Source organism: Streptomyces tagetis, from assembly GCF_018069565.1.
Lineage (GTDB): Bacteria > Actinomycetota > Actinomycetes > Streptomycetales > Streptomycetaceae > Streptomyces > Streptomyces tagetis.
The window spans coordinates 1,894,161-1,915,870 of the sequence record NZ_JAGPNL010000001.1; the positions used below are offsets into that span (position 1 = coordinate 1,894,161).

The window sequence follows — 21,710 nt, forward strand, 5'->3', positions numbered from 1 at the left end:
CGAAAGCGAAAGCGAAAGCGGGGGTGGGGGTGGGGGCGTGGCGTGGAGGGGGTTGGTTCAGTCGGCCGGCAGGGCGCGCAGCGCCTCGCGTTCGGCGCGGCCGGCGGGGCGGCCCCGCAGGGTGGGCGCGGAGCCGAGCAGCAGGCGGGTGTAGGGGTGGACCGGGTGGTTGACGATGTCGCGGGCGGCGCCCGTCTCGACCAGCTCGCCCCGGTGGAGGACGGCGACGCGGTCGGCGGTCCCCGCGACGGAGCCGAGGTCGTGGGAGATGAGGAGGAGCGCGACCCCCGAGGCGCGGAGTTCCTTGAGGATCTCCAGGACCTGGACGCGGTTGGCGGAGTCCAGGGCGCTGACCGGTTCGTCGAGGACGACGAGCCGGGGCCCGGTGACCAGGGCGCGGGCCACGGCGACACGTTGGCGCTGTCCGCCGGACAGCTCCGCGGGCAGCCGTTCGAGCAGGTCGGGCGTGAGGCGGACCCGGTCGAGGAAGGAACGGACGCGCGGGGCGGCCTCCTTGCGCCGCACGCCCTGGATGAGCAGCGGTTCGACGAGCGAGTCCTCGATGGTGAGGTCCGGGTCGAGGCTGCGCAGCGGGTCCTGGAAGACGTACTGGATCACGCCCCGGCGGCGCAGCGCACGCCACTGGCGGGGCCCGTACGCGCCCACGTCCTCCCCGGCCACGCGGATCGAGCCGGCCGACGGGGGGACCAGGCCGAGGACGGCGCGGGCCAGGGTCGACTTGCCGGAGCCCGTCTCGCCGATGAGGCCGACGATCTCGCCGGGCGCGATGCCCAGGGTGACGTCGCGCAGGACCCGTCGGCGTGCGCGCCCCCGGCCGTGGTGCACGTCGAGGCCGGTCACCTCCAGGACGGCCCCCGGCTCCGCCTCGCGCGCGGCCTTCACGGCCGGGGTGGTCATGACGCCTCCCGAGGGGTGACGGAACCGGTCCAGCCCGTACTGCTCGTGCTCGGCGACGAGCAGGCGGGTGTAGGGGTGCCGCGGGTGGTGGAGCACCGAGCGGGTCTCGCCCTGCTCGACCACCTCGCCCCGCCGCATCACCAGGACCTCGTCGCAGAGGTGGGCGACGACGGCGAGGTCGTGGGAGACCACGACGAGGGCCAGTCCGGTCCGTTCGCGCAGATCGGCGAGGAGGTCGAGGATCTCGGCCTGCACGGTCACGTCGAGCGCGGTGGTGGCCTCGTCGGCGATGAGGGCCCGGGGCTCGACCGCGACGGCGGCGGCGATCAGGACGCGCTGGAGCATGCCTCCGGAGAGTTCGTGGACGTACTGGCCGTGGACGCGTCCGGGGTCGCGCAGCCGTACGGCCGCGAGCAGTTCGACGGCGCGTCGGCGGGCGGCGCGGCGGCTCAGTCCCCGTTTGACCCGCAGGACCTCGGCGATCTGCGCGCCGACGGTGATCGCCGGGTTGAGGTAGGAGGCGGGGTCCTGGAAGACGGCGCCGATGGTGGAGCCCCTGAGGTCCGTCCACTGCCGGGGCGTCTTCGTCGCGGTGTCCTCGCCCATGAGGTCGACGCGTCCGCCGGAGACCTCGAAGTGCGGCGGCAGGATGCCGAGCACGGCACGGCAGGTGAGGGTCTTGCCGCTGCCGGACTCCCCGACGATGCCGACCGCCTTGCCGGGGGTCAGCGTGAAGGTGACGCCGTGGACGATCTCCCGGTCGCCGGCCCGGTCGGTGACGCGGACGTCGTGGAGCGCCAGTACGGGCGCGGCCTCCGGGGAGCCGCCGTCGTCGGTGGGGCGGGCCGTCTCGGGGCGGGCCCTTTCGGGGCGGGGCCTTTCGGGACGGGGAGTGAGGGTGTCGGGGGAGAGCGGGCTCATCGGGAACCTCCGGCGGGATGGGGTCCGGCCGCCTCGCGGCGGTGGGCGCGGGCCTTGCGGTCGTTGGCCGGCGCCCGGCCGGCCTCTCCGGAGACGTCACGGATCGCGTCGGCGAGGAGGTTGCAGGCCCAGACGGTGATCATGATCAGCAGAGCGGGTGCCACCGGTGCCCAGGGACGGTGGCCGAGGTAGCCCAGGTCGGAGGCGAGCAGCCCGCCCCAGGTGGGCTCGGGCGGCTGGACGCCGATCCCGAGGAAGGTCAGGCTGGAGACGATCACGAAGCCGACGCCGACGGTCTGGGCGAGCGCGACGGCGATCGGCGGGAGCACCTTGGCCCAGACGTGGCGGCGCACGATCCAGCCGATGGAGGCGCCGGAGACGATCGCCGCCTCCACGTAGGCGGAGCGGGCGACGGCCAGGGTGGCGGCGCGGGAGACCCGGTAGAAGAGCGGCGAGACCAGGGTGCCGGTCACCAGCATGGCCTGGGTGATGCCGTTGCCGAGCAGGGCGATCACCGCGATGGCGAAGAGCAGGAAGGGCAGGGCGACCAGGGTGTCGGCGATGCGCAGGGTCAGCCATTCGAAGACCCGGCCGAGGTGGACCGACAGGATGCCGGGGACCGCGCCCGCCACGAGCGCCACGAGGGCGACCTCCAGCGAGCCGAGGACGCTGACCCGGGAGCCGTCGAGCAGACGGCTGAGCACGTCGCGGCCGAGGTGGTCCGTGCCCATCCAGTGGCCGGCCGAGTAGGCGGCGAGCGCGTGGTCGCCGGTGGCGAGGGGGTCCTGCGGTGCGAGCCAGGGGCCGAGCAGCGCGAGGAGCGCGATCACGGCGAGGATGACGACGGCGATCCGTCCGGAGGTGAGCGCGAGGACGCGGCGCACCATGGTCACACCCCCCGCCGGGAGGCCGGCGTCACGTGGGCCAGCACCAGGTTGACGACGAGGTTGAAGGAGACGACCAGGGCGATCGAGACCACCAGGACGCCCTGTACGGCGGGTACGTCACCGGCCTGGGCGGAGTCGTTGGCGAACCTGCCGAAGCCCTGCAGACCGAAGATCCACTCGGTGACGACGGAGGCGCCGACCAGGGCGGGGAACTTCTGCCCGAGGGTGGCGAGCGTCGGCCCGAGGGCGTTGCGCAGCACGTGGGTGAAGAAGATCCGCCGCGGGCTCAGTCCGCGTACCACCGCGCCGGTCACGTAGTTCTCCTGGTAGGCGCCGACGAGGCTGGAGCGGAGCTGGCGTGCCACGTCGGCGACGACGTCGAAGCTGAGGGCCAGGGCGGGCAGCGTGATGTGGGCGAGCCAGGCGCCGGCACCCTGCTCCGCCGGGACGTAGCCGGCCGAGGGGAACAACCCCAGCCCGACGGCGAGGACCGAGACCAGCACGATGCCGACGACGAAGGCGGGCATCACCGAGATCACGGTGACGAAGCCGGTGATCGTCCGGTCGATCACCGTGGTCCGCCGGAGCGCCGCGACCGTGCCGAGCAGGAAGCCGGCGAACACTCCGATGATCAGGGCGAACGTCGCGACCGAGAGGCTCACGCCCAGGCCGAGCCCGATGAGGGTGGAGATGTCGGCCCCGTTGACCCAGCTCGTGCCGAGGTCACCGTGGAGCACCGAGGTGAACCAGTCCCCGTACTGGGTGAGGAAGGGCCGGTCGAGTCCCCACTGGGCCTCGACCCGTTCGATGGCCTCGGGGGTGGCCTCCTCTCCCAACTGGACGCGGGCCGGGCTGAGTCCGCTCAGCGAGCGGAGGGCGAAGGTCACGAAGGTCGCCACCAGGAAGACCGGCGCGAAGACGGCGGCCGACCGGGCGAGGACGGCCAGGACCCGGCCCGCCGCGTGCCGGACCCCGGCCACGGCGACCCGGCGGCGGACAGGGGTGACCGGCGGTGCGGTCGTCGTCACGGGGCTGCCCCCTCTCTGTGCGATGGGTGGATGGACGGTGACGGGGCCGCTCGCTCCGACCGGCCCCGGACGCGGGTCAGTTGCCACCGGAGACGGTCACGCCGGTCCAGTCGACGTGCCCCGGGTTCTTCGGCAGGCCGGACACCGCCCGCGTCTTGGCGAAGAGGTTCGGGGAGGCGTACGTGAACACCAGCGCCCTGCTCTTCAGCCCCGCCCGGGTCGCGGCCCGCAGCGTCCCGGCGTACCCGGGCGCGTCGAGCGGCGTCTGCCGGACCTTGGCCACCGCCTCCTCGAACCCATCCGGCTCGTACGGGGTGGAGAGGTTGAGCGGGCCGTCGGGGCCGAAGTGCGCGGTGAGGGTCTGGACGGCGGAGTCGCGGCCGGTGGTCCCGTAGAGCGAGAAGGTGAGGTCCTTGGCGAAGAACGGGGTGGCCCAGTTCTTGTCGATCCGGATCGTCACGGTGATGCCGACCGCGGCCAGTTGCGACTGCACGATCTCGGCCTGGGGGTCCTCCGAGGGGATGACGAGGTCCAGCCTGAGGTCGCCGGGCCGGTGCCCCGCCTCGGCGAGGAGCTTCCTCGCCCTCGCGGGGTCGTGGGGGTAGGCGTTCTCGGACTCCGGGTCGTAGGCCACGTATCCCTTCGGGAAGGGCTGGTCGGTCGCCTCGCCGTAGCCGAAGGTGAGCTTGTCGACGAACTCCCGGCGGTCGACCGCGTGCCGCACCGCGTCGACGACCCGGTCGTCGTCGAAGGGCGCCTTGTTGACGTTGAGGCTGAGGTTGGCGGCGTTGAAGCCGGGCTGGACGAAGACGTCGAGGCCCGCCTTCTTCGCGGCGTCCGCCTGACTGGGGTCGATGTCGGCGAAGTTGTAGACGCCGGTGCGCAGGCCCGAGACGACCGTCGAGGCGTCGGGGGCGGAGACCAGCTCGACGTGGTCGATGTGGATGTCGGCCGCGTCCCAGTAGCCGGGGTTCTTCCTGAGGACCGCCTTGGTGCCCGGGACCAGTTGCTCGATCACGAACGGCCCGGCGCCGACCGGGTGCTGGTCGAGCTTCGCGGGGTCCTCGGCCGCCTTGGGGCTGGCGATCTGGAGGACGCGCTGTCCGAGCAACTGCGGTATCTGGTAGTCGACCTGGGTGAGGTGCAGCGTCGCCTCCAGCCCGTTCGCCTCCACCTTGCCGATCGAGGTCAGGTCGCCGAAGAGCGCGGAGTTCTCCTGCTTCTGGGCGCGCTCGATGGCGGCCTTCACCGCGGCGGCGTCGACCGGTTCGCCGTCGCTGAACCTCTGACCCGGGCGCAGGGTGAAGGTGATGCGATCGCCCCTGTCGTTGTAGGACCAGCTCTCGGCGAGGTCGGGGACCGCCTTGCCGTCCTCGTCGGTGCGTGTCAACGAGGCGTATACGAGGGAGAGTTGGCGGAACTGGGCGCCGCTGCCCGAGACCACCGGGTCCCAGTGGGCCGGGAAGTAGGAGGAGGCCCACTTCAGCGTGGCGTCGCCGGTGGCCGGGGAGGCGGCGCCCCCGCAGGCGGTGAGGGCGGGGACGAGGAGGGCGGCGACGGCCCCGAGCGCGGCGGCCCGCGGGCCGAAGGGGCGCCGGGCGGGCCGGAGACGGAGTCTCCGGGGGAAGGTCGTCGGTCGTGCGGACATCTCGGTGTTCTCTCTGTGAAAGGGGTCACCGGCCCGCCGCGGGACAAGGGCGGGCGGGACCGGGGCGGTCCGGCGCCCGCGCCGGAGCCGTGCGCGGACACGCGGGCAGGGCGACGGGAGCCTCGATACGCCTTCGGGCGGGCGGAGTTCGCCCCCGCCGGATGTCGACGGGGACACGAACGGGACCGGCGCGGGCCGGAGGGGAGTGCGCGAGGAGGACGCGGGCGGGCCGTTCAGCGCGGTGGCGGACGGCGGCGGTGCCGTCGTCGTCGGTCGGCGGAGGCCGGGGAGCCGAAGTGGCGGTCGGTCAGCGACAGAGGGCGCTGGAGGTGCGCCGCAGGTCCACGTAACGGCACATCACGCCGGGGTGCGTCGTGAGCATGCGGCACATCCTGGTGGCAGCCGGCGCCGGATGTCAATGGACACCTTTTGGTGTCTCATTCGGTGGAACGGCGCTCGGCCGCAGCTCAGCGAGGTGAAGGGGGGCCGGACAGGGCGGCGGGGTGCCGGCGGGCCTCGTCCGGGTGGAGCCACAGCGGGCCCTGGCCGGTGTCCACCCGCACCGCCCCCGGCGGCGGCCAGACGCCCTCGGCGAGCACCAGGCGCTCGGGCTCCGTCAGGCTCCGGTACCGCTCCAGCGCGGCGGCGGGACCGAGCGGCGCGGCCTCCTCCACCGGCCCCTGGCCCAGCTCCTCGACGGCGGCGGCGTACGCCGTGAACGGCCGCCAGCCGGGCACCGCCCGGTGTCCGGCCGCGGTGCGGAACAGCAACGTCGGCAACGCGTACCGCAGTTCCCCGTCGGCGGTCTCCTTGGCCGCGCCGGGATGCGGCGACCGCCCGCGCACGGAGAGCACCTCGGGGACCGGGCGACGGGCCTCCGCGCGGTCCGCGAGCACCCGCTCCCGCACCTTTGGGGAGGCGGCGTCCCGGGCCAGCGCGACGGGGTCCAGGCCGGGCACGCCCCGCACGCACCGCAGCGCCAGCTCCGGGGTGTCCGCCGGTTCGCCGAGGACGAAGGCGCTCTCCCGCAGCCGCCGCAGCACCCGCTCCGCGACGTCCCGGCCCTGCGACTCGGCCGCCTTGGCGGCCAGCGAGGACGGCCAGGAACTCGCCGCGACCCGGCGCAGCGAGCGCGCGCGGGGGGCCAGGGTGTGCGCGCCGATCTCCGCCACGTGGCGTGCGTACCAGGCGGTTTCGGCCGCCGGGTCGGGCGGGGGGTCGTCGCCGTCGTCGAAGAGGACGGCGTACACCCGCCGCCACCGGGCACGTCCGGCCAGCGCCGCCCGGAGCCCGCGGAAGACCGGCTCGGAGCCCCAGGCCCAGGGGCAGAGCGGATCGGTGTACTCCACCACCTCCAGCGTGACCACCTCGCCGGCACCGCCCCGGTCCGCGTCGGACGGCGCCCCCGCGCACGCCGGCCGTGGGGCGTCCCGCCCGGGTGGCGGCGGCCGGTCCGGAGCGCGGGTCACGCGGCGCCCACCTCGGGCCGCCGGTCCTGTGCGCCCGAGGGCAGCAGCGAGGCCAGCGTCAGCCCGCCGAGGACCGCCGCCGCACCCGCTTCCAGTTGCCGCCACACACCGGGCAGGGGAGCGGCGGCGCCGGGGTAGCTCAGCGTGTCCAGCGGCCGGCCGCGCAGGCTCAGGACCTCGCCGTCGACGGCGCGCACCACGTCCAGGAGGGTGACCTCGTCGGCGGGCCGGCCCAGCCAGTAACCCCCCTCGCAGCCGCGCCGGCTGCGGACGAGGCCCGCTCTGCGCAACTCGCCCACCACGGACTTCAGGAAACGGTAGGGAATCTCCTGCGCGGAGGCGATGGCTTCGCAGGTGAGCGGACGGCCGGGTTCACGGGCGAGCTCCAGGAGGGCCCGCGTGGCGTAGTCCGCCTTCGCGGAGATCTGCATGGCGTCCATCATGCCCGACCGGCCCCGCGCGAGTGCCGCCTCCACTCGAACCCGCTTTCTGTTGCGGCAACATTGCCGCAGATGAACCCCATAGGACACCTCTTGACATCCTTTTCCGCGCCGCCCTAGCGTCCCGGCCATGAGCGAGCCCCTGACCACCGCCGGCGAAGGCTTCCACCCGCACCTCCACGCCGCCGCGGACGACCGCCCGGCGGCGCCCCCGCACACCCGCCTGCACCACATCCGCGCCGACGCCCTGGACGGCGACACGGCGCAGACCGGGGGGATGCGCCGGTTCGCGGCCGTCAGCGGGAAGACCACCGGCTCCGAGAAGCTGTGGATGGGACAGACCCACGTGGCGCCCGAGACCTCCTCCTCCGACCACCACCACGGAGACTCCGAGACCGCCATCCACGTGGTCAGCGGGCACCCGGAGTTCGTCTTCCTGGACGACTCGGGCGACGGGCCCCGGGAGGTGCGCCTGCGCACCTCGCCCGGCGACTACATCTTCGTCCCGCCCTTCGTGCCGCACCGGGAGGAGAACCCCGACCCCACCGAGGAGGCCGTCGTGGTCATCGCCCGCTCGACCCAGGAGGCGATCGTGGTGAACCTGCCCCACCTGTACGCCCTTCCGGCCACGGAGGACCGACCGGACCTGCCCGGGGCTCCGGAGAGCGGGCGGGCGGCGGCGCCCTGGCGGACGTACGTGCCGGCCCGCGACCCCGCTCCCCGCGACGAGCCCCGCGGATGACGCCCTACCCGGCGGCGCCGAACCACCGCCGCAGGCACCGGGCCAGGTCCTCCTGGTCCTCACCGGCCCACACCACGTGGCCGTCCGGCCGCAGCAGCACCGCGGGAAGGTCCAGCTCCTCGCTGACGTCGGCGACCAGGTCCACCCGGTCCTGCCACCCCGCCACCGAGAGCCGGCCGGTCTGGTCGAGGAGCAGCCCCCGTCCGTGGTGCATCAGCCCGTACAGGCGGCCCCGCTTCAGCGGGAGGTCACGCATCCGCCGGCCGAGCGGTTCGCCGTCCGCGCCGACGTCGTAGCGGACCCCGACGGCGGTGATCGTCTCCGTCAGGTACCGGGTGACGTCCGGGAAGGCCACCAACTCCGCGAACAGCTCCCGCATCGCCACCGCCCCCGGATCGGTCCCCAGCAGCGTCATCTGCGCCCGCGTGTTGGCCAGCACCCGCGCGCCCACCGGGTGCCGCTCGGCGTGGTAGGTGTCCAGCAGACCCTCGGGCGCGTCTCCGCGCACCTCGGCGGCGAGCTTCCAGCCCAGGTTGAACGCGTCCTGGATACCGAGGTTGAGCCCCTGGCCGCCGGTCGGCGGGTGGATGTGCGCCGCGTCGCCCGCCAGCAGCACCCGGCCCGTCCGGTACCGCTCCGCCAGCCGGGTGGCGTCCCCGAAGCGGGAGAGCCGGCGCGGTGTGTGCACGCCGAAGTCGGTCCCCGCCACCTCCCGCAGCCGCTCCCTGAACTCCTCCAGGGTCGGTGCGGGCGCCCCGCTCCCGGCCGGGCCCCGGGCGGGGACGATGACCCGGTACACCCCGTCGCCGAGCGGCACCGCGCCGAACCGCAACTGCGTCCGGCGCACCTCGGCCACCACCTCCGCCAGCGTCCGCGCGGAGGCGGTCAGCTCCATGTCGCCGAGGAGCGTCTCGACCCGCGCGGGCTCCCCGGGGAACCCCACCCCGAGCAGCCGGCGCACCGTACTGCGCCCGCCGTCGCAGCCGACGAGGTACCGGGACCGCAGCCGCGTGCCGTCCGCCACCTCGACGTCCACCCCTTGCGCGTCCTGGCGCAGAGCGACCACTTCGCAGCCGCGCCGGATCTCGGCACCCAGCCCCACGGCGTGCTCGGCGAGCAGCCGCTCCGTCGTCACCTGCGGGATGGCCAGCCCGTACGGGTGCGCCGTGTCCATCCGCTCCGGCCAGGCCAGCGCCACCCCGGCGAACGGGCCGCCGACCTGAAACCGCTCACCGGCCGCGAGGAACCGCTCCAGCAGCCCCCGCTGGTCCATCACCTCGACACTGCGCACGTGCAGGCCGAGCGCCCGGGAGTACGTGGCCGGCTCCGCCGCCTTCTCCAGCACGACCGTCCGCACACCGGCGAGCCTCAGCTCGGCGGCGAGCATCAGCCCGGTCGGCCCGCCGCCCGCGACGATCACGTCGTACATCGTCAATGTCCCCACCTCGGGTCCGTCGTAGGCCGGTGATTCTGCGGCACGGAGGGGGCCTTGCGGCAAGCCCCCCGGTGCGCTATAAGTTGAGAGTGGAAAGGAACGGCGAGGCCGTCCCTTTCCTTTTTTCATTTCCCGGACCGCATTCCGGTCCCCTCGTTTTCCCGACCCCTTGCCTTCCGGTCCCCTCGCTCTCGGGAAACTTCGCTTTCGGGACCCTGCCGTCGCCGGGCGCGGCGCCGTGAAAAGCGGCCGTGACGTGGGACGATGACCGAAACGGAGGCCCCTTCATCGGCCGACCGTCATATCAGCGTCCTTTCGACGGAGGTCCCTCCGCTGTGATCGCGCCCGCCCCGGCACACCCCCATCCCGGCCTTCCCCGCCGTCCCGGCCCCTTCGTCACTCCCCGCATTCCCGCCCGAGCCGACGCGCGACGCAATCGGGAGAAACTCCTCGCCGCCGCCCGCTCCGCCTTCACCGTCCCCACGGACACCGTCGTCCCCCTCGAAACCATCGCCCGAGCGGCGGGGGTCGGGATCGGCACGCTCTACCGGCACTTCCCCCACCGCCGGGCGCTCGTCGAGGCCGTCTACGCCGCCGAACTGGACGAGGTCACCGCCGAGGCGCCCGCGCTGCTCGCCGCCCTGCCGCCCGACGCGGCCCTGCGCGCCTGGCTGGACCGGTACGCGCGGTTCGCCGCGGCCAGGAGCGGCCCGGCCGGTACGGTGCCCGACGGCGCCGTCACCGAAGCCGGAAGGGTACGGGTCACCGGCACCGTCACGCTCTTCCTCGCTGCCGGAGCGCGGACCGGCGCGCTCCGCCGGGACGTCGACGCCGACGACGCGGTCGCCCTGCTCCTGGGCGTCCTCTCGTCCCCGGGCAGCCGCGACACGCCGGAACGGACCGGCCGGCTCCTCGACCTCGTCGTCGACGCGCTGCGCCCGCACGCCGCTCCGTATCCGGCATCCGAGAGGCAGAGTTGAGGGAGAGTTGAAGGAGAGTGGAGGGAGAGTGGAGGGAGAACAGCGCGCGCCGGACAGCGACGGGAGGCACCCGCCGCGCGCACCCCTACCGCATCGAGCCGGCCGACAGGAGGACCCCGCCGTGCCCCCGGACACCATCGTCCTCGGCGACGTCGAGGTCACCCGCGTCGTCGAGTGGTCGGGCCCTGTCCGCACGGCCCGCTTCATCGTCCCGGACAGCGACGCGGAGACCTGGCGGCGCAACGAGTGGTGGCTGGCCCCCGACTTCTGGACGCCGGACGACGACGCCTACCGCTGCCACGTCCAGACCTGGGTCCTGCGCAGTGAGGGCCAGACCATCCTGGTCGACACCGGCATCGGCAACGGCCGCGACCGGCCGCAGGTCCCGGAGTTCGCCGGGCTGGACACCCCGTTCCTCGACCGGCTGCGCGCGGCCGGTGTCGCCCCCGAGGACGTCGACATCGTCGTCAACACCCACATCCACTACGACCACGTCGGCTGGAACACCCGCTGGTGCGACGGCCGTTGGGTGCCGACCTTCCCCGAGGCGACGTACCTCGTCCCGCGCCTGGACGACGTGTACTTCGACCCGGCCAGGGAGGACCGGCGCAGGCCCCCGCGTGACGCCTTCGAGCGACTGCGGCGGGAGGGCGCCGAGTTGGTGTTCCGCGACAGCATCGAGCCCGTGCACCGGTCCGGGCAGGCGGTGGTGTGGGAGGGCAGCCACCGCATCGACCGCAACCTGAGACTGGAGGCGGCACCGGGCCACACCCCCGGCTCCAGCGTCCTCACCCTCCGCTCCGGCACCGACCGGGCCGTCTTCGTCGGGGACATGCTGCACAGCCCCGTCCAGGTCCTCCACCCCGAGTGGAGCAGTTGCTTCTGCGAGGACCCCGCACTCGCCGCCCGGACCCGCCGCGCCTACCTCTCCCGCGCCGCCGAGCAGCGCGAACTCGTCATCCCGGCCCACTGGCCCGGACACGGGGGCGCCGAAGTCCGGCGCCAGGGCGACGGATTCGCCATCGCCGCCTGGGCGGGCTTCCCCCGGGCGCCGGCCGGGTGACCGACGGGGGAGCGGCGGGGGGAGGGGGAGCGGCGGCGCAGCACGGAGAGGCGGCCCCGATGCGCTCCGTGGCCTACGTGAAGTCGTACACCGCCCAGTCGGTGACGGGGCGGTACCCGATCCGCCGGTAGAGGGCGTTGCTGGTGGGGTTCGCCGCGTTGGTGAACAGCACGGCCCCTTCGGCGCCCGAGGCCAGTGCGGCGCGGCTCACCTCGACGGTCACGGCGGCGGCGTAACCGCGCCCCCGTAGGCCGGCCGGGGTGTAGACGGGGTCCACCTGGGCCTGCCCGGCGATCGTCGGGTTCACGCCCGCCATGGAGACGGGCGTGCCGTCCGGGGTCTCCCAGAAGGTGTACCGCTTGTCGGCGAACCGGGTGCGGGCCCACGACGCGGCGGTGAGCGAGACGGACTCCCCGACGTCCGCGGCGAATTCCCGGCACCAGCGCATGACCTGCTCCTCGTCGCCGTCCCCGGCCGGTCGCGCCCGGCCCGCCGGGAAGGGCTCGGGCGGGGTGAGCGCGCCGAGGCGGTGCAGGCGCAGCCGGACCCGCAGCGTGGCCGTCGCCCCCGTGTGCCGTCGCCAGGCGTCGGCGAAGGCGAGGGCGGTCTCCTGGGCGGCGCTGACATAGGGCGGCGCGTGCCCCTGGGCCACGAGGTGGGCGGCGAGGTCGTCGGCCTGCTTCGTGCCGAGCGGTGTGAGCACCAGCCCGCCGCGGGAGAGCCGGTGGAACGTCGCCCGCACCTCGCCCGCGTGCTCCAGCCGGCCGAAGACGTGCGGACCCTCGCCGTACATGGCCGCCATGGGCGAGCGCAGCCGCGCCAGCGCGGTCAACTGCACGATGTGCCACACCGGCCGCGCTCGCAGGAAGCCTCCGGCCCGCCCGAGGAACGCGTCGACGTCATCGTCCTGGTGCCATCCGTCCGCTCGCATGCCTCATGATCCTCGACGGCACCGGCGGAGGTCGACCCGGCGCCGGCAGAGGACGCGGTATCCGGCCACGTAGCGCCAACTCCCTTGTCGGAAAAGGCAGTACAACCTTCCGTGCCTCTCGTTGATCAGGTAACCGGCGCCTCGGGAACCCCGGTGCGCCCGTCATCCGCTCACACCCCTGGGGGGAAACATGAGACGTGTCTCTGCCGGGCGCTCGCCGCGCCGCGGAGCCGGTGCCGTCGCCGTGGCCGGTCTGCTCACGGCCTCACTCGCCGCACCGGCGTTCGCGGACGAGCCGCAGACCGACCAGTTGTGGATCAACCCGCCGTACCGGCAGGCCCTGCCGCTCGGGGCGGACGGCGGCGGACCGCAGACCCGCCCGCTCGACATCGGCCTCTACCACGACAACGGCAACTTCACGATCACCGACGGCAAGGTCACCGTCGACGTCTCCGGGCTCGCCGGCGTCGCCGAGGTGACCTGGCCGGACAACTGCGCGCCGAGCGGGACGACCGCCGTGTGCGACGTGCCCGTGGTGCCCGTCATCGGGCCCGACTACACCGCGCAGATCCGCCTCATGGTCCGCGCGGCCGACGGAGCGGCGGCCGGTGCAGAGGGCCGGATCACCTACGAGGCGACCGCCACCGGCGGCCCCTCCGGCACGCTCGTCGCACCTCACCACAGCTTCGACACCACCCTCACCGTCGCCAGCGGCCCCGACCTGGCGATCACCGACGTCGCCCCGATCCGGCACGCCGAGCCCGGCGACGAGAAGACCCTCCCCTTCGAGCTGGCCAACCACGGCGACGCGACCGCGCACGGCATCACCGTGACGATGAGGGCCTCGTACGGGCTGGAGGAGCTGACCCGGTACGACGCCTGCACGTACTCCCGGACGAGCGGCGACGACTACGCGCCGATGACCCGCGCCGAGTGCTTCTTCGACCGGGAACTGGCGCCGGGCGACACCTTCGAGCTGCCCGAGCCGCTGAAGGTGACCCTCACCCGGCACGCCCTGGAGGAGCGGCTCGACATCATCGTCGACCCGGGCGACGGCGCCGAGGACCTGCGGGGAGAGGACAACTACCTGGCGCTGCTGATCGGGGCCGACAGCACCGCCGACTTCTCGGTCACCGGCGACGCGGTCTCCGGGGAGGCGGGCCAGACCGTCAGGGCCCGGCTCACCTTCAGGAACAACGGACCCGGCTGGCTCGGCGACAGCGTCTCCGGCGACCCGGTCGCCAAGGTCCGGCTGATCGTCCCCGAGGGCACCACCGTCACCGGCGTCCCGGACGGCTGCTCCCCGCGCTCCCTCGACGGCACCTACCTCCCCCGGCAGACGGGCGCCCCGCGCTACGACTGCGCCCTGCGGTTCTGGGTGCTGGAGGACACGGAGCGCTCCTACGACTTCTCGCTGCGCATCGACTCCGTCATCCCCGGCGCGACCGGTGCCGTGAGCATCCACCCCGCGTTCGGTGACTTCACCCACGACCCGGACGACTCGAACAACACGGCGGTCCTGACGGTCAACTGACCGTCCCCGCCGTCCGGTCGGCGGTGGTCTCCTCCGGTCTCGGAGGAGACCACCGCTCGGTTCCTCTTGCTTGTCCCGACTGTCCGGCTGCCGTGGCGGGACACCGGCCGAGACCGCTCCCTCTTCAAGAAACCGGTGTCGTCTGTGAACACCGTCCGGCTTCCCGGGCCTCCCGGCGACGTACCCCCGCACGTCCTCACGCACCCAAGGCGGCCCGGTTCGGCGTGGGAACGGACCGCCGACGGCAAGGCGCCGGGGCAGGTCGGGGCCGGTCGGGAACGAGGTGCGTGTCAGATCGTGTCCGGAGAGGCGGCGGGCTCCGCGGTCACCTCCCGGAGGTCAGTCGGCCCACCGGCTGATGGGTGGTGACCCGGACCCCCGGAAATCCGTGGAGGACGGTGTCTTCGACGGATTGGTCACCGAGGATGTGGAACCGGAAGAAGGACACGATGTACCGGCTCGTGGCGTCCTGCACCTGGGGCGCGTTCCAGGTGTCCTGCGGGGCGCAACTGGTGTCGTTGTCGTATGCCCATTCGGAGTTGAAGAAATTGTGGTTCGCGCCGGCGAGGTCCACCTCGTAGAAGGGGGCCGTGTTCCGCCCGGCCGCGTTCTTCGCGAAAGTGCGGCGGTTCATGGCCGCGCCCCCGTCGCAGTCCCCGGCCAGCACGGCGAACGGGATCTTTGTGATGCGGTAGTCGAGGTGCTCGGGTGAATCCGGATCGGGAACGTGGTAGTCGGCAGGAGCGAGGGGGACCACTGCCCGCAGGCGGACTCCGCGGGGGAGGTCAGCCGCGTGGATGTCGGCTGCCTGCCAGACCACGCCCCTGCCGCCGCGGGAGTGTCCCATCAGCCCGACGTTGGTCAGGTCGAGCTTGCCACGCAACGCCCGCACGTGCTCGGCCAGCGGTCCTCGGCCGTCGTTCGCGTCACGGAGCATCTCCAGGTGCTTGTTGACCAGCGCGGCGCGCGCCATGTCCGCGGGTGTTCCCAGCTCACCCGCGTTGATGCCGTTCACGCCTACGGAAACGGCGACGAACCCCTGTTCCGCGAGGGCTTTCGCAAGGTAGTCGTAGCCGATGTGGCTCCGGGTCGGCGGTATTCCCGCCGGGCAGGGCCAGCCCAGCCATGCGTCGTCGTCGCATGTGGTCCATAAGCCGTGCGCGAGCATCACCACCGGGTGTGGGCCTCGTGAGGACCGCGGATAGTGGACGACAGCGGTCAACTCGATCCGGGCCTCCTTCTCCCTTTCCTCGTCGAGGAATCCGGGAACGGTGAAGGCCGTGTCTCCCAGCGTGTACTCGATCCGAGAGGTGCCGTCTTGCGCGGCGCCCGTCGCGGCCGGCGCCGGGGTGGTGATCAGGGCGGTCATGATGGCCACGGCGAGCCCCAGGATTCTCAGCCTGCCGAATCGCATGTCGATATGTCCCCTTGTCGGTGTGGGTGTCACTGGTCTGCTGAAGGGCACGAGAACCCGTTGCGCGGCACTGTCAGCTTCAGCAGGTAGTTGTCGCCGACCTGCCGGGTGCAGTCGCTGCGGTCGTACGCGCCGTGCCCGGCCCCCTCGTAGGTCGCGAGTACGGCCGCCTCGCCCTGCTGGCGCTGCACGGCGGTCGCGTTCTCGTGCGGGGTTGCGGGGTCGTGCCTGCTGTTGAGGAGCAGGGTGGGCACTCGCGTCCGCATGGTGCCCGGTCGTTGGGGGTTACGGGCTTCGGGGCTGCCGAGGCAGTTGGTCAGCGCCGCGTTGCCGCGGGTCGAGCCGACAGTGCGCGGGGAGATCTGCTTCTCCACCCGCGTCAGCGCGTCGTACTCGGCGAAGTCGCGCACGCGGAAGCCCAGATCGGCACAGGAGACGGCCCTGAACGCGGTGGCGTACGACGGGGTGTCGTCCAGGGCATCCGCACGCGCGGACCGCCGGGTTGTTGCACCGCCCTCGTGCAGTGACAGTACCCACGAGCTGAGGTCGGCCCAGTCCGGACCGTAGCCCGCCGTGGTCAGGGTGCCGCCGAGGTCGTACGGGGTGATCAGGCTCTCCGGAGCGTCCGGATCGGCGAGTTCGCCCCGGGCCGCCCTGGCCATCAGGCCGTCCCACAGGGCTTCGACGTCCTGCCCGTGCAGCGGTGAGGAGTGGGTGCGGGCGTTCCACCGCACCCACTCCTCGAACACGTCCCCGGCGGCTCGGGCGGACACCGCCACGTAGTCGTGAGCGTTCAGGCCCCGGTCCACCACCGAATCCAGCAGCGTCGCGCGCAGGTCGTCGCCGTAGCGTTCGGCGTAGCGTTGGCCGATGACCGTGCCGTAGGACAGCCCGTAGTAGCTGATCTTCCGCTCTCCCAGCGCCTGGCGCAGGGCGTCGATGTCGCGCACGACGTCGTCGGTGGAGAGGTGGTCCACGATCGGCCCGGAGCGCCGGGCGCAGTCCTCGCGAACCTGCCGGCCGTGCTCGCGCAGCCTCTCGAACCCGGCCCGGTCGGCGGGATGTGTCGTGGGTCCGCCGAAGTACAGTTCGGTGGAGCAGCGCACCGGTTGGCTGAGTCCGACGCCTCGCGGGTCGAAACCGACGATGTCGAAACGCGCCAGCACCTCCGGGGTGAAAGAGAACTGCGCGCCGAACGTGAAGTCGACGCCGGATTCGCCAGGTCCGCCCGGGTTGACCACCAGTACACCGATGCGGCGGTCGGGCTCGGTCGCACGGTGGCGGGCCAGGGCCATGGGGAAAGTGCCACCATCGGGGCGGTCGGGGTCGATCGGCCTGATCAGTGTGCCGCACTCGAATTCAGGGCGGTCGGCGCACGGTGCCCATGTCAGGGGATCGGACGATGCGACGGCCGGCTCGACGGTACCGGCGATGAGAAGCACCCCCGCCGCGACCGCCAGCAGCCGGCGCAACGGTGCCCGGCCGTGCTGCCGAGCGGTGCGCGGGTGGGGGATCAGGCGCTCTCCCCGGGTCTTCCGCTCCTGCGGCATGCGAGGACTCACCGCTGGTGTGGTGGCATGTCGTCGTCGAAGTCTCAACTTCGGTCTCCTCGGTGGACTGACGGAAACGCGGTCAGGGTCACCTCTGAGACGCCCCAAGCGGTCGGCGGGTTAGGTGATCCACGTCACACGGGAGGGGCTTGTGGGTTCCTCGGGGGGCCGGCTTCGCCGCCCGGCACGCCACGACGGCCCGGCCGCCGACCGCCGGCCCCTTCGGGGTGCTGTCGCCACGGCAGTCGCAGAGACTCGAGAAGGCGGCTCTGACCGGCAGAGGTGGCGAGCGGTGACGGGAGCGCTAAGCCAGGGGTGCCCCCTTGCCGATGCCGTGAGCGGCTGCCACCCCGGCCACCCGCCGCGCCGGCCACTGCCGCCCCATCCGCCCCCCAACCCCCGTTCCCCCTGGCCGGAACGTGAGGGATCGAGTGCCGGGAATCGGCAGGATGTCGAGATTCCAAGTTACCGTGAAGTAATGATTGACGGGGTCGTGGACCCTTCCTACTGTTCCACCCAATCGAACGGCGTACCGGCCAATGGAACGCCGATGGGCTCCGGCCCTCGAATGGGGAGGGGATCACGCGTGACAAGCTCGGACATCACGGCCCTGCTCTCACCGGTCGACCTCGGCCCCGTCCGCTTGCGGAACCGGGTCTTCGTCCCCGGCCACACCACGAATTTCGGCCACGCCAACCACCCGACGGAACGTCACGCCGCCTACCACGCCGAGCGGGCCAGGGGCGGAGTGGGGCTCATCATCACCGAGGGCATCCGCGTCCACCCCACCAGCGCCGGCCGCCACATCAGCCTCGGCAGCTTCGACGACGACTCCATACCCGCCTACGCGGCCGTCGCCGAGGCCGTCCAGGCCCACGGCACACGGCTCTTCGCCCAGTTGCTGCACACCGGCCGCCAGGCCAACGGCGACGCCACCCGCACCGCCGCCTGGTCGCCTGGGACCACACCGTGGGCCGCCGGCACCCACATCCCGCACGCCATGGGCCGCTCGGACATCGCCCTGGTCGTCCGCTCCTTCGGCGCCGCGGCCCGGCGCATGCGGCAGGCCGGCTACGACGGCGTCGAGATCCACCTCGGCCACGGCCACCTGATCGAACAGTTCCTGTCCCCCTTCACCAACACCCGCACCGACGCCTACGGCGGCAGCGCCGACGGACGGCTCCGCTTCGCCCGCGAGGTGCTGGCCGAGGTCGTGGCCCAGGCGCCCGGCCTGCCCCTGGGCATCCGCGTCAGCACCGACGAGTTCCTGCCCGGCGGACTCACCCCGCCCGACATGGTCGGGATCGTCGACCGGCTGCGGCAGGAGTTCCCGCTCCTCTACGTCCACGCCAGCCACGCCGCCTACCACGGCAGCTACTCCCTCGCCACGCAGATGGCGGACATGAGCTTCCGGCACGCCCACTTCCGGCACCACGCCGCCCTGTTCAAGAAGGAGATCCCCGCCCTCCCCGTACTCGCCGTGTGCCGGCTGGACAGCCTCCCCGAGGCCGCCGAACTCGTCGCGTCCGGAGAAGCGGACCTCGTCGGACTCGCCCGCCCGCACATCGCCGACCCCCACCTCGTCCGCCGGGCCGAGGAGGGACGCGCCCACGAGGTCCGCGGCTGCATCGCCTGCAACCAGGGCTGCGTCGGACGCCTGGAGGCCAGCCTGCCGATCGCCTGCGTCGTCAACCCGGAGGTCGGCGACGAAGGCGCCTGGGCGCGGCTCCGCTCGGCCCGCCCCGCCGGCACCCGGCGCGTCCTGGTCGTCGGCGCCGGACCCTCCGGCATGGAAGCCGCCCTCTCCGCCCACCGCGCCGGACACGAGGTCACCCTCGCGGAGGCCGGAGCGGCCCTCGGCGGAGGGATCGCCGTCGCGGCCACCGTGCCCGGCCGGGAACGGCTCGCCCTGATGGTCACCGACCTGGCCCGCGAACTCGCCGACAGCGCCGTCGACATACGGTTCGGGGAGCGGGTGAGCACGGCCGATCTGCTGCCCGGCGGCCGGCTCGACGGGTACGACGACGTGGTCGTGGCCACCGGCGCCCGCCCCGGCAGACGCGAACTGCCCGGCGGACCCCCTGTGTTCGACGTCCTGGAGACGGTCGCCGCCCTCGGGGACGACACCTCCCCGCTGCGCGGCACGGTCCTCGTCCGCGACGACCAGGGCACGTGGACCGCCGCCTGCCTCGCCGAGGCCCTCGCCCGCGCCGGTGCCCGCGTCCACGTCCTGTCCCCGACGGCCTCCTTCGCCTCCAAGATCACCACGTACTCCCGGCTGGCGCTCACCCGGCGCCTCGGGGAACTCGGGACCCGCTCCCACGTCATGCGGGACGTCCACACGGCACGCGGGGACACCGTCGTCCTGCGGGACACGCTCAGCGGCCACACCGAAGAACTCACCGGCGTCACGGCCGTCGTGGACGTGGCACTGCCGGTGGCCGACGACGGGCTCTACCGGGAGCTGGACGCCCGGGACGACGCCCCGCGCGTCCACGTCGTCGGCGACGCCAACGCCCCGCGCACCGCGCTGGAGGCCGTGTACGAAGGCCGGCTCGCCGGAACCTTCCTGACCGACGCCGTCACCGGCGCGGAACTCCTCGCCCACACCCCCTGACGCGCCACCCGCACCACGTGACCGGCCGCCGACAGCCGGTCGGGACAACAGAGTTCTTCCCGCCCGTCCGCCCCGTGCCCCACTCCCCGGCACGACGACGGGCAGGCCGGTCCGCCGGCCCCTCTCCCCACCCGGGCGCTCCTCGACGTACCCCGTCCCCAGGACCGCTCGTCCGCCCGGCGCCGACGCCGCGTCCCCGCACCGGCCCGGCGCCTCCGGTCGTACCCCGCACCGGCCCCCACCCCCCGGACGACCACCCCGTCCCCACCCCGGGGCCCGCCACCGCACGACCGCAGACATGCCCGAACAGGAGAGACACGTGATCGACATCGAGAACCAGCTCACGCTCGACGAACGCTCCCGCGTGGACTTCGTCCTCGCCCTGCGCAAGCGCTGGGCCGACACCGTCTACCCGGCCCTCGCCGAGGAGTACCGCTCGACCGGCCCCGCCGCCGACGACATCGACGGCGCCGTGGAACGCCTCCACCGGCTCAGCCTGTACCCCTGGTACAGCCACCTGGAGCGCGTCCAGCAGAAGATGCTGTGGAAGACCGTCGGCGAGGCCGTCCTCGGCCGCGCCGAGACCCTGCGCCGGCAGCTCCACGACCTCCCGGACCACCCCAAGGGCGACCTGCGGCTCGCCCCGGAGACCGAACTGCCCGCCTGGTACACCGACTACGACATCCACATCCAGCCCGGCAGCTTCCACTCCGACGACCTGAGCGCCTACGTGTACGAGCTGGGCGCGCGGATCGTCATGCTCCGCGACAACGACGGCTACAAGTTCCACCGGCTCTTCACCGAGACCGCGCTGCCCGAACTGCCCGCGGCCTCCCGCGTCGTGGACATCGGCTGCGGCTTCGGCAAGAGCACCCGCCCGCTGGCCGACCGGTACCCGGCGGCCGAGGTCATCGGCATCGACTTCGCCGCCCCCGGACTGCGCCTGGCGCACGCCGAGGCCGAGGCCGACGGCGCCGCCATCCACTACGTCCAGGGCGACGGCCGCGCCACCGGCCTGGAGGCGGGCTCCTGCGACGTCGTCACCGGCACCATGGTGCTCCACGAGATGCCCGCCGAGGCGGTCCGCGAGACCGTCGCCGAGGCGGCCCGGCTGCTCAAGCCCGGCGGCACCATGAGCTTCCTGGAGTTCCACCCCACCGGCGACGCCTTCCGTGACGCCACCATCCACGAGCACGCCGAACGCAACAACGAGCCCTTCTTCCGCGACCTGTTCGCCGCGGACCTCCCGGCGGTCTGCGCCGAGGCCGGTCTGACCGGCGCCGGCTGGACCCCGTTCGACGAACGCCGCGACGGAGTCCGTCCCGAGGGCTGGGGGGAACGCCGCGAATGGCACTTCCCCTGGGCCGTCCTGACCGCCACCAAGCCGCAGAACTGAGGCCCGCCGTGTCCGAAGAGTTCGACTACTTCCGCGACCGCAACATCGGCAAGCTTTTCGACCTCGTGCTCCAGAGCAGCACCGAACTCCACGTCACCCACCAGCGGTTGCACGCCATGGAGGCGCTCCTCGTCCGCCACGGCGTGCTCACCGCCGGCGAACTCGACGCCCTGGAGCCCACCGAGGAGGAACAGCGCGTCTTGGACCACCAGCGCGACGCCGTCCTCGCCCGCCTCGTCCGCGTCATCACCGAGAGCGGCCCCGCCGAACACCCGCTGCGCGACCAGTGGGAGTCGACCCTGCGCGAGACCGGCCGATGAACACCGCCCGGCTCCCGCACGCCGACGCGGTCGACCTCTTCCTCCAGCTCTGCGAGGACCGCCGGCTGGACGAGGCGCAGCGGATGCTCGCGCCCGGCGCCCGCATCGTCTTCCCCGGCGGCGCCGTCTACGGCTCGCTGCCCGAGATGGCCGCCGGCCAGCGCGGCCGGTACCGGTGGGTGCGCAAGCGCCGAGACCGCTACCACGTCGGCACCACCCACGACGGCCTCGTCGCCGTCACCTCGCTCGGCACCCTCTACGGCGAGGACCTGAGCGGCCGTCCCTTCGAGGGCGTGCGCTACGCCGACGTGTTCGTCCTGCGCGACGGACTCATCGCCGAGCAGCACGTCTACAACGACCTCGCCGACAGCGGGGTCAGCACCCCGGTCAGCGGCTGACCGTCTCCTCCACCGAACA

The 21,710-nt window shown here is 73.2% G+C and carries 17 protein-coding genes and 1 pseudogene; 8 read left to right on the forward strand and 10 right to left on the reverse strand.

The window, feature by feature from the left end:
- Nucleotides 1-57: 57 nt before the first annotated feature.
- The 6 genes from J5Y05_RS08130 to J5Y05_RS08155 all read right to left on the reverse strand — a co-directional run bounded on the left by J5Y05_RS08130 (nucleotide 58) and on the right by J5Y05_RS08155 (nucleotide 7,302).
- Nucleotides 58-1,839 (reverse strand): ATP-binding cassette domain-containing protein, encoded by a 1,782-nt coding sequence (locus J5Y05_RS08130; protein ID WP_210869508.1) that lies wholly within the window; start codon nucleotides 1,837-1,839, stop codon nucleotides 58-60.
- Entirely contained in the window at nucleotides 1,836-2,726 is an 891-nt protein-coding gene (locus tag J5Y05_RS08135; protein ID WP_210869510.1) for an ABC transporter permease, read from the reverse strand. Before J5Y05_RS08135 ends, J5Y05_RS08130 begins: the two co-directional genes overlap by 4 nt.
- Nucleotides 2,727-2,728: 2 nt before the next feature.
- Entirely contained in the window at nucleotides 2,729-3,754 is a 1,026-nt protein-coding gene (locus tag J5Y05_RS08140) for an ABC transporter permease (RefSeq protein ID WP_210869512.1), read from the reverse strand.
- Between the two features lie 76 nt (nucleotides 3,755-3,830).
- On the reverse strand, nucleotides 3,831-5,402 hold the full coding sequence (locus tag J5Y05_RS08145; RefSeq protein ID WP_210869514.1) for an ABC transporter substrate-binding protein: 1,572 nt from the start codon (nucleotides 5,400-5,402) through the stop codon (nucleotides 3,831-3,833).
- Nucleotides 5,403-5,869: 467 nt separating this feature from the next.
- On the reverse strand, nucleotides 5,870-6,769 hold the full coding sequence (locus J5Y05_RS08150; protein WP_307853773.1) for a DsbA family oxidoreductase: 900 nt from the start codon (nucleotides 6,767-6,769) through the stop codon (nucleotides 5,870-5,872).
- A 98-nt stretch (nucleotides 6,770-6,867) separates the two neighbouring features.
- Nucleotides 6,868-7,302, reverse strand: a complete 435-nt coding sequence (locus tag J5Y05_RS08155; protein ID WP_210869516.1) for an RrF2 family transcriptional regulator — start codon at nucleotides 7,300-7,302, stop codon at nucleotides 6,868-6,870.
- Nucleotides 7,303-7,441: 139 nt separating this feature from the next.
- Here J5Y05_RS08155 and J5Y05_RS08160 point away from each other — a divergent pair.
- Nucleotides 7,442-7,945 (forward strand): annotated as a pseudogene (locus tag J5Y05_RS08160) (cupin domain-containing protein); the annotation flags it as partial.
- Nucleotides 7,946-8,057: 112 nt separating this feature from the next.
- Here the strand turns inward: J5Y05_RS08160 and rox are convergent.
- Complete coding sequence (rox, locus tag J5Y05_RS08165; RefSeq protein WP_210869838.1) at nucleotides 8,058-9,482, reverse strand: rifampin monooxygenase; 1,425 nt, start codon at nucleotides 9,480-9,482, stop codon at nucleotides 8,058-8,060.
- A 341-nt stretch (nucleotides 9,483-9,823) separates the two neighbouring features.
- On the opposite strand from rox, the gene J5Y05_RS08170 reads away from it, so the two are divergent.
- Both J5Y05_RS08170 and J5Y05_RS08175 read left to right on the forward strand, forming a co-directional pair.
- The gene (locus tag J5Y05_RS08170) at nucleotides 9,824-10,468 is read left to right on the forward strand and encodes a TetR/AcrR family transcriptional regulator (RefSeq protein WP_372450469.1); all 645 of its coding nucleotides are present in this window, start codon (nucleotides 9,824-9,826) and stop codon (nucleotides 10,466-10,468) included.
- A 121-nt stretch (nucleotides 10,469-10,589) separates the two neighbouring features.
- Complete coding sequence (locus J5Y05_RS08175; protein ID WP_210869518.1) at nucleotides 10,590-11,531, forward strand: MBL fold metallo-hydrolase; 942 nt, start codon at nucleotides 10,590-10,592, stop codon at nucleotides 11,529-11,531.
- A 73-nt stretch (nucleotides 11,532-11,604) separates the two neighbouring features.
- On the opposite strand, the gene J5Y05_RS08180 is transcribed toward J5Y05_RS08175, so the two are convergent.
- Complete coding sequence (locus J5Y05_RS08180) at nucleotides 11,605-12,462, reverse strand: GNAT family N-acetyltransferase (protein WP_210869520.1); 858 nt, start codon at nucleotides 12,460-12,462, stop codon at nucleotides 11,605-11,607.
- 190 nt (nucleotides 12,463-12,652) lie between these two features.
- Here J5Y05_RS08180 and J5Y05_RS08185 point away from each other — a divergent pair, with 190 nt between their 5' ends.
- On the forward strand, nucleotides 12,653-13,996 hold the full coding sequence (locus J5Y05_RS08185; RefSeq protein WP_210869521.1) for a COG1361 family protein: 1,344 nt from the start codon (nucleotides 12,653-12,655) through the stop codon (nucleotides 13,994-13,996).
- Between the two features lie 325 nt (nucleotides 13,997-14,321).
- Here the strand turns inward: J5Y05_RS08185 and J5Y05_RS08190 are convergent, their stop codons facing one another.
- Both J5Y05_RS08190 and J5Y05_RS08195 read right to left on the reverse strand, forming a co-directional pair.
- A complete protein-coding gene (locus J5Y05_RS08190; RefSeq protein ID WP_210869523.1) occupies nucleotides 14,322-15,410 on the reverse strand; it encodes an alpha/beta hydrolase family protein in 1,089 nt (362 codons plus the stop codon).
- Between the two features lie 29 nt (nucleotides 15,411-15,439).
- Nucleotides 15,440-16,705, reverse strand: coding sequence for an alpha/beta fold hydrolase (locus J5Y05_RS08195; RefSeq protein WP_210869525.1), 1,266 nt, complete (start codon nucleotides 16,703-16,705; stop codon nucleotides 15,440-15,442).
- An 841-nt stretch (nucleotides 16,706-17,546) separates the two neighbouring features.
- On the opposite strand from J5Y05_RS08195, the gene J5Y05_RS08200 reads away from it, so the two are divergent.
- From J5Y05_RS08200 to J5Y05_RS08215, 4 genes are all read left to right on the forward strand, one after another.
- The gene (locus J5Y05_RS08200; RefSeq protein ID WP_210869527.1) at nucleotides 17,547-19,577 is read left to right on the forward strand and encodes an oxidoreductase; all 2,031 of its coding nucleotides are present in this window, start codon (nucleotides 17,547-17,549) and stop codon (nucleotides 19,575-19,577) included.
- Between the two features lie 319 nt (nucleotides 19,578-19,896).
- On the forward strand, nucleotides 19,897-20,973 hold the full coding sequence (locus J5Y05_RS32435; protein ID WP_210869529.1) for a class I SAM-dependent methyltransferase: 1,077 nt from the start codon (nucleotides 19,897-19,899) through the stop codon (nucleotides 20,971-20,973).
- An 8-nt stretch (nucleotides 20,974-20,981) separates the two neighbouring features.
- Entirely contained in the window at nucleotides 20,982-21,293 is a 312-nt protein-coding gene (locus J5Y05_RS08210; RefSeq protein WP_210869531.1) for a hypothetical protein, read from the forward strand.
- Nucleotides 21,290-21,691, forward strand: coding sequence for a nuclear transport factor 2 family protein (locus J5Y05_RS08215; protein ID WP_210869533.1), 402 nt, complete (start codon nucleotides 21,290-21,292; stop codon nucleotides 21,689-21,691). Before J5Y05_RS08210 ends, J5Y05_RS08215 begins: the two co-directional genes overlap by 4 nt.
- The last annotated feature ends 19 nt before the right edge of the window (nucleotides 21,692-21,710 follow it).

Coding starts and splice junctions, on each gene's coding strand:
- J5Y05_RS08180 (WP_210869520.1), bottom strand. CDS start 12,462: ATGCGAGCGGACGGATGGCACCAGGACGATGACGTCGACGCGTTCCTC.
- J5Y05_RS08155 (WP_210869516.1), bottom strand. CDS start 7,302: ATGCAGATCTCCGCGAAGGCGGACTACGCCACGCGGGCCCTCCTGGAG.
- J5Y05_RS08130 (WP_210869508.1), bottom strand. CDS start 1,839: ATGAGCCCGCTCTCCCCCGACACCCTCACTCCCCGTCCCGAAAGGCCC.
- J5Y05_RS08215 (WP_210869533.1), top strand. CDS start 21,290: ATGAACACCGCCCGGCTCCCGCACGCCGACGCGGTCGACCTCTTCCTC.
- rox (WP_210869838.1), bottom strand. CDS start 9,482: ATGTACGACGTGATCGTCGCGGGCGGCGGGCCGACCGGGCTGATGCTC.
- J5Y05_RS08190 (WP_210869523.1), bottom strand. CDS start 15,410: ATGCGATTCGGCAGGCTGAGAATCCTGGGGCTCGCCGTGGCCATCATG.
- J5Y05_RS08195 (WP_210869525.1), bottom strand. CDS start 16,705: ATGGCCCTGGCCCGCCACCGTGCGACCGAGCCCGACCGCCGCATCGGT.
- J5Y05_RS08185 (WP_210869521.1), top strand. CDS start 12,653: ATGAGACGTGTCTCTGCCGGGCGCTCGCCGCGCCGCGGAGCCGGTGCC.
- J5Y05_RS08145 (WP_210869514.1), bottom strand. CDS start 5,402: ATGTCCGCACGACCGACGACCTTCCCCCGGAGACTCCGTCTCCGGCCC.
- J5Y05_RS08135 (WP_210869510.1), bottom strand. CDS start 2,726: ATGGTGCGCCGCGTCCTCGCGCTCACCTCCGGACGGATCGCCGTCGTC.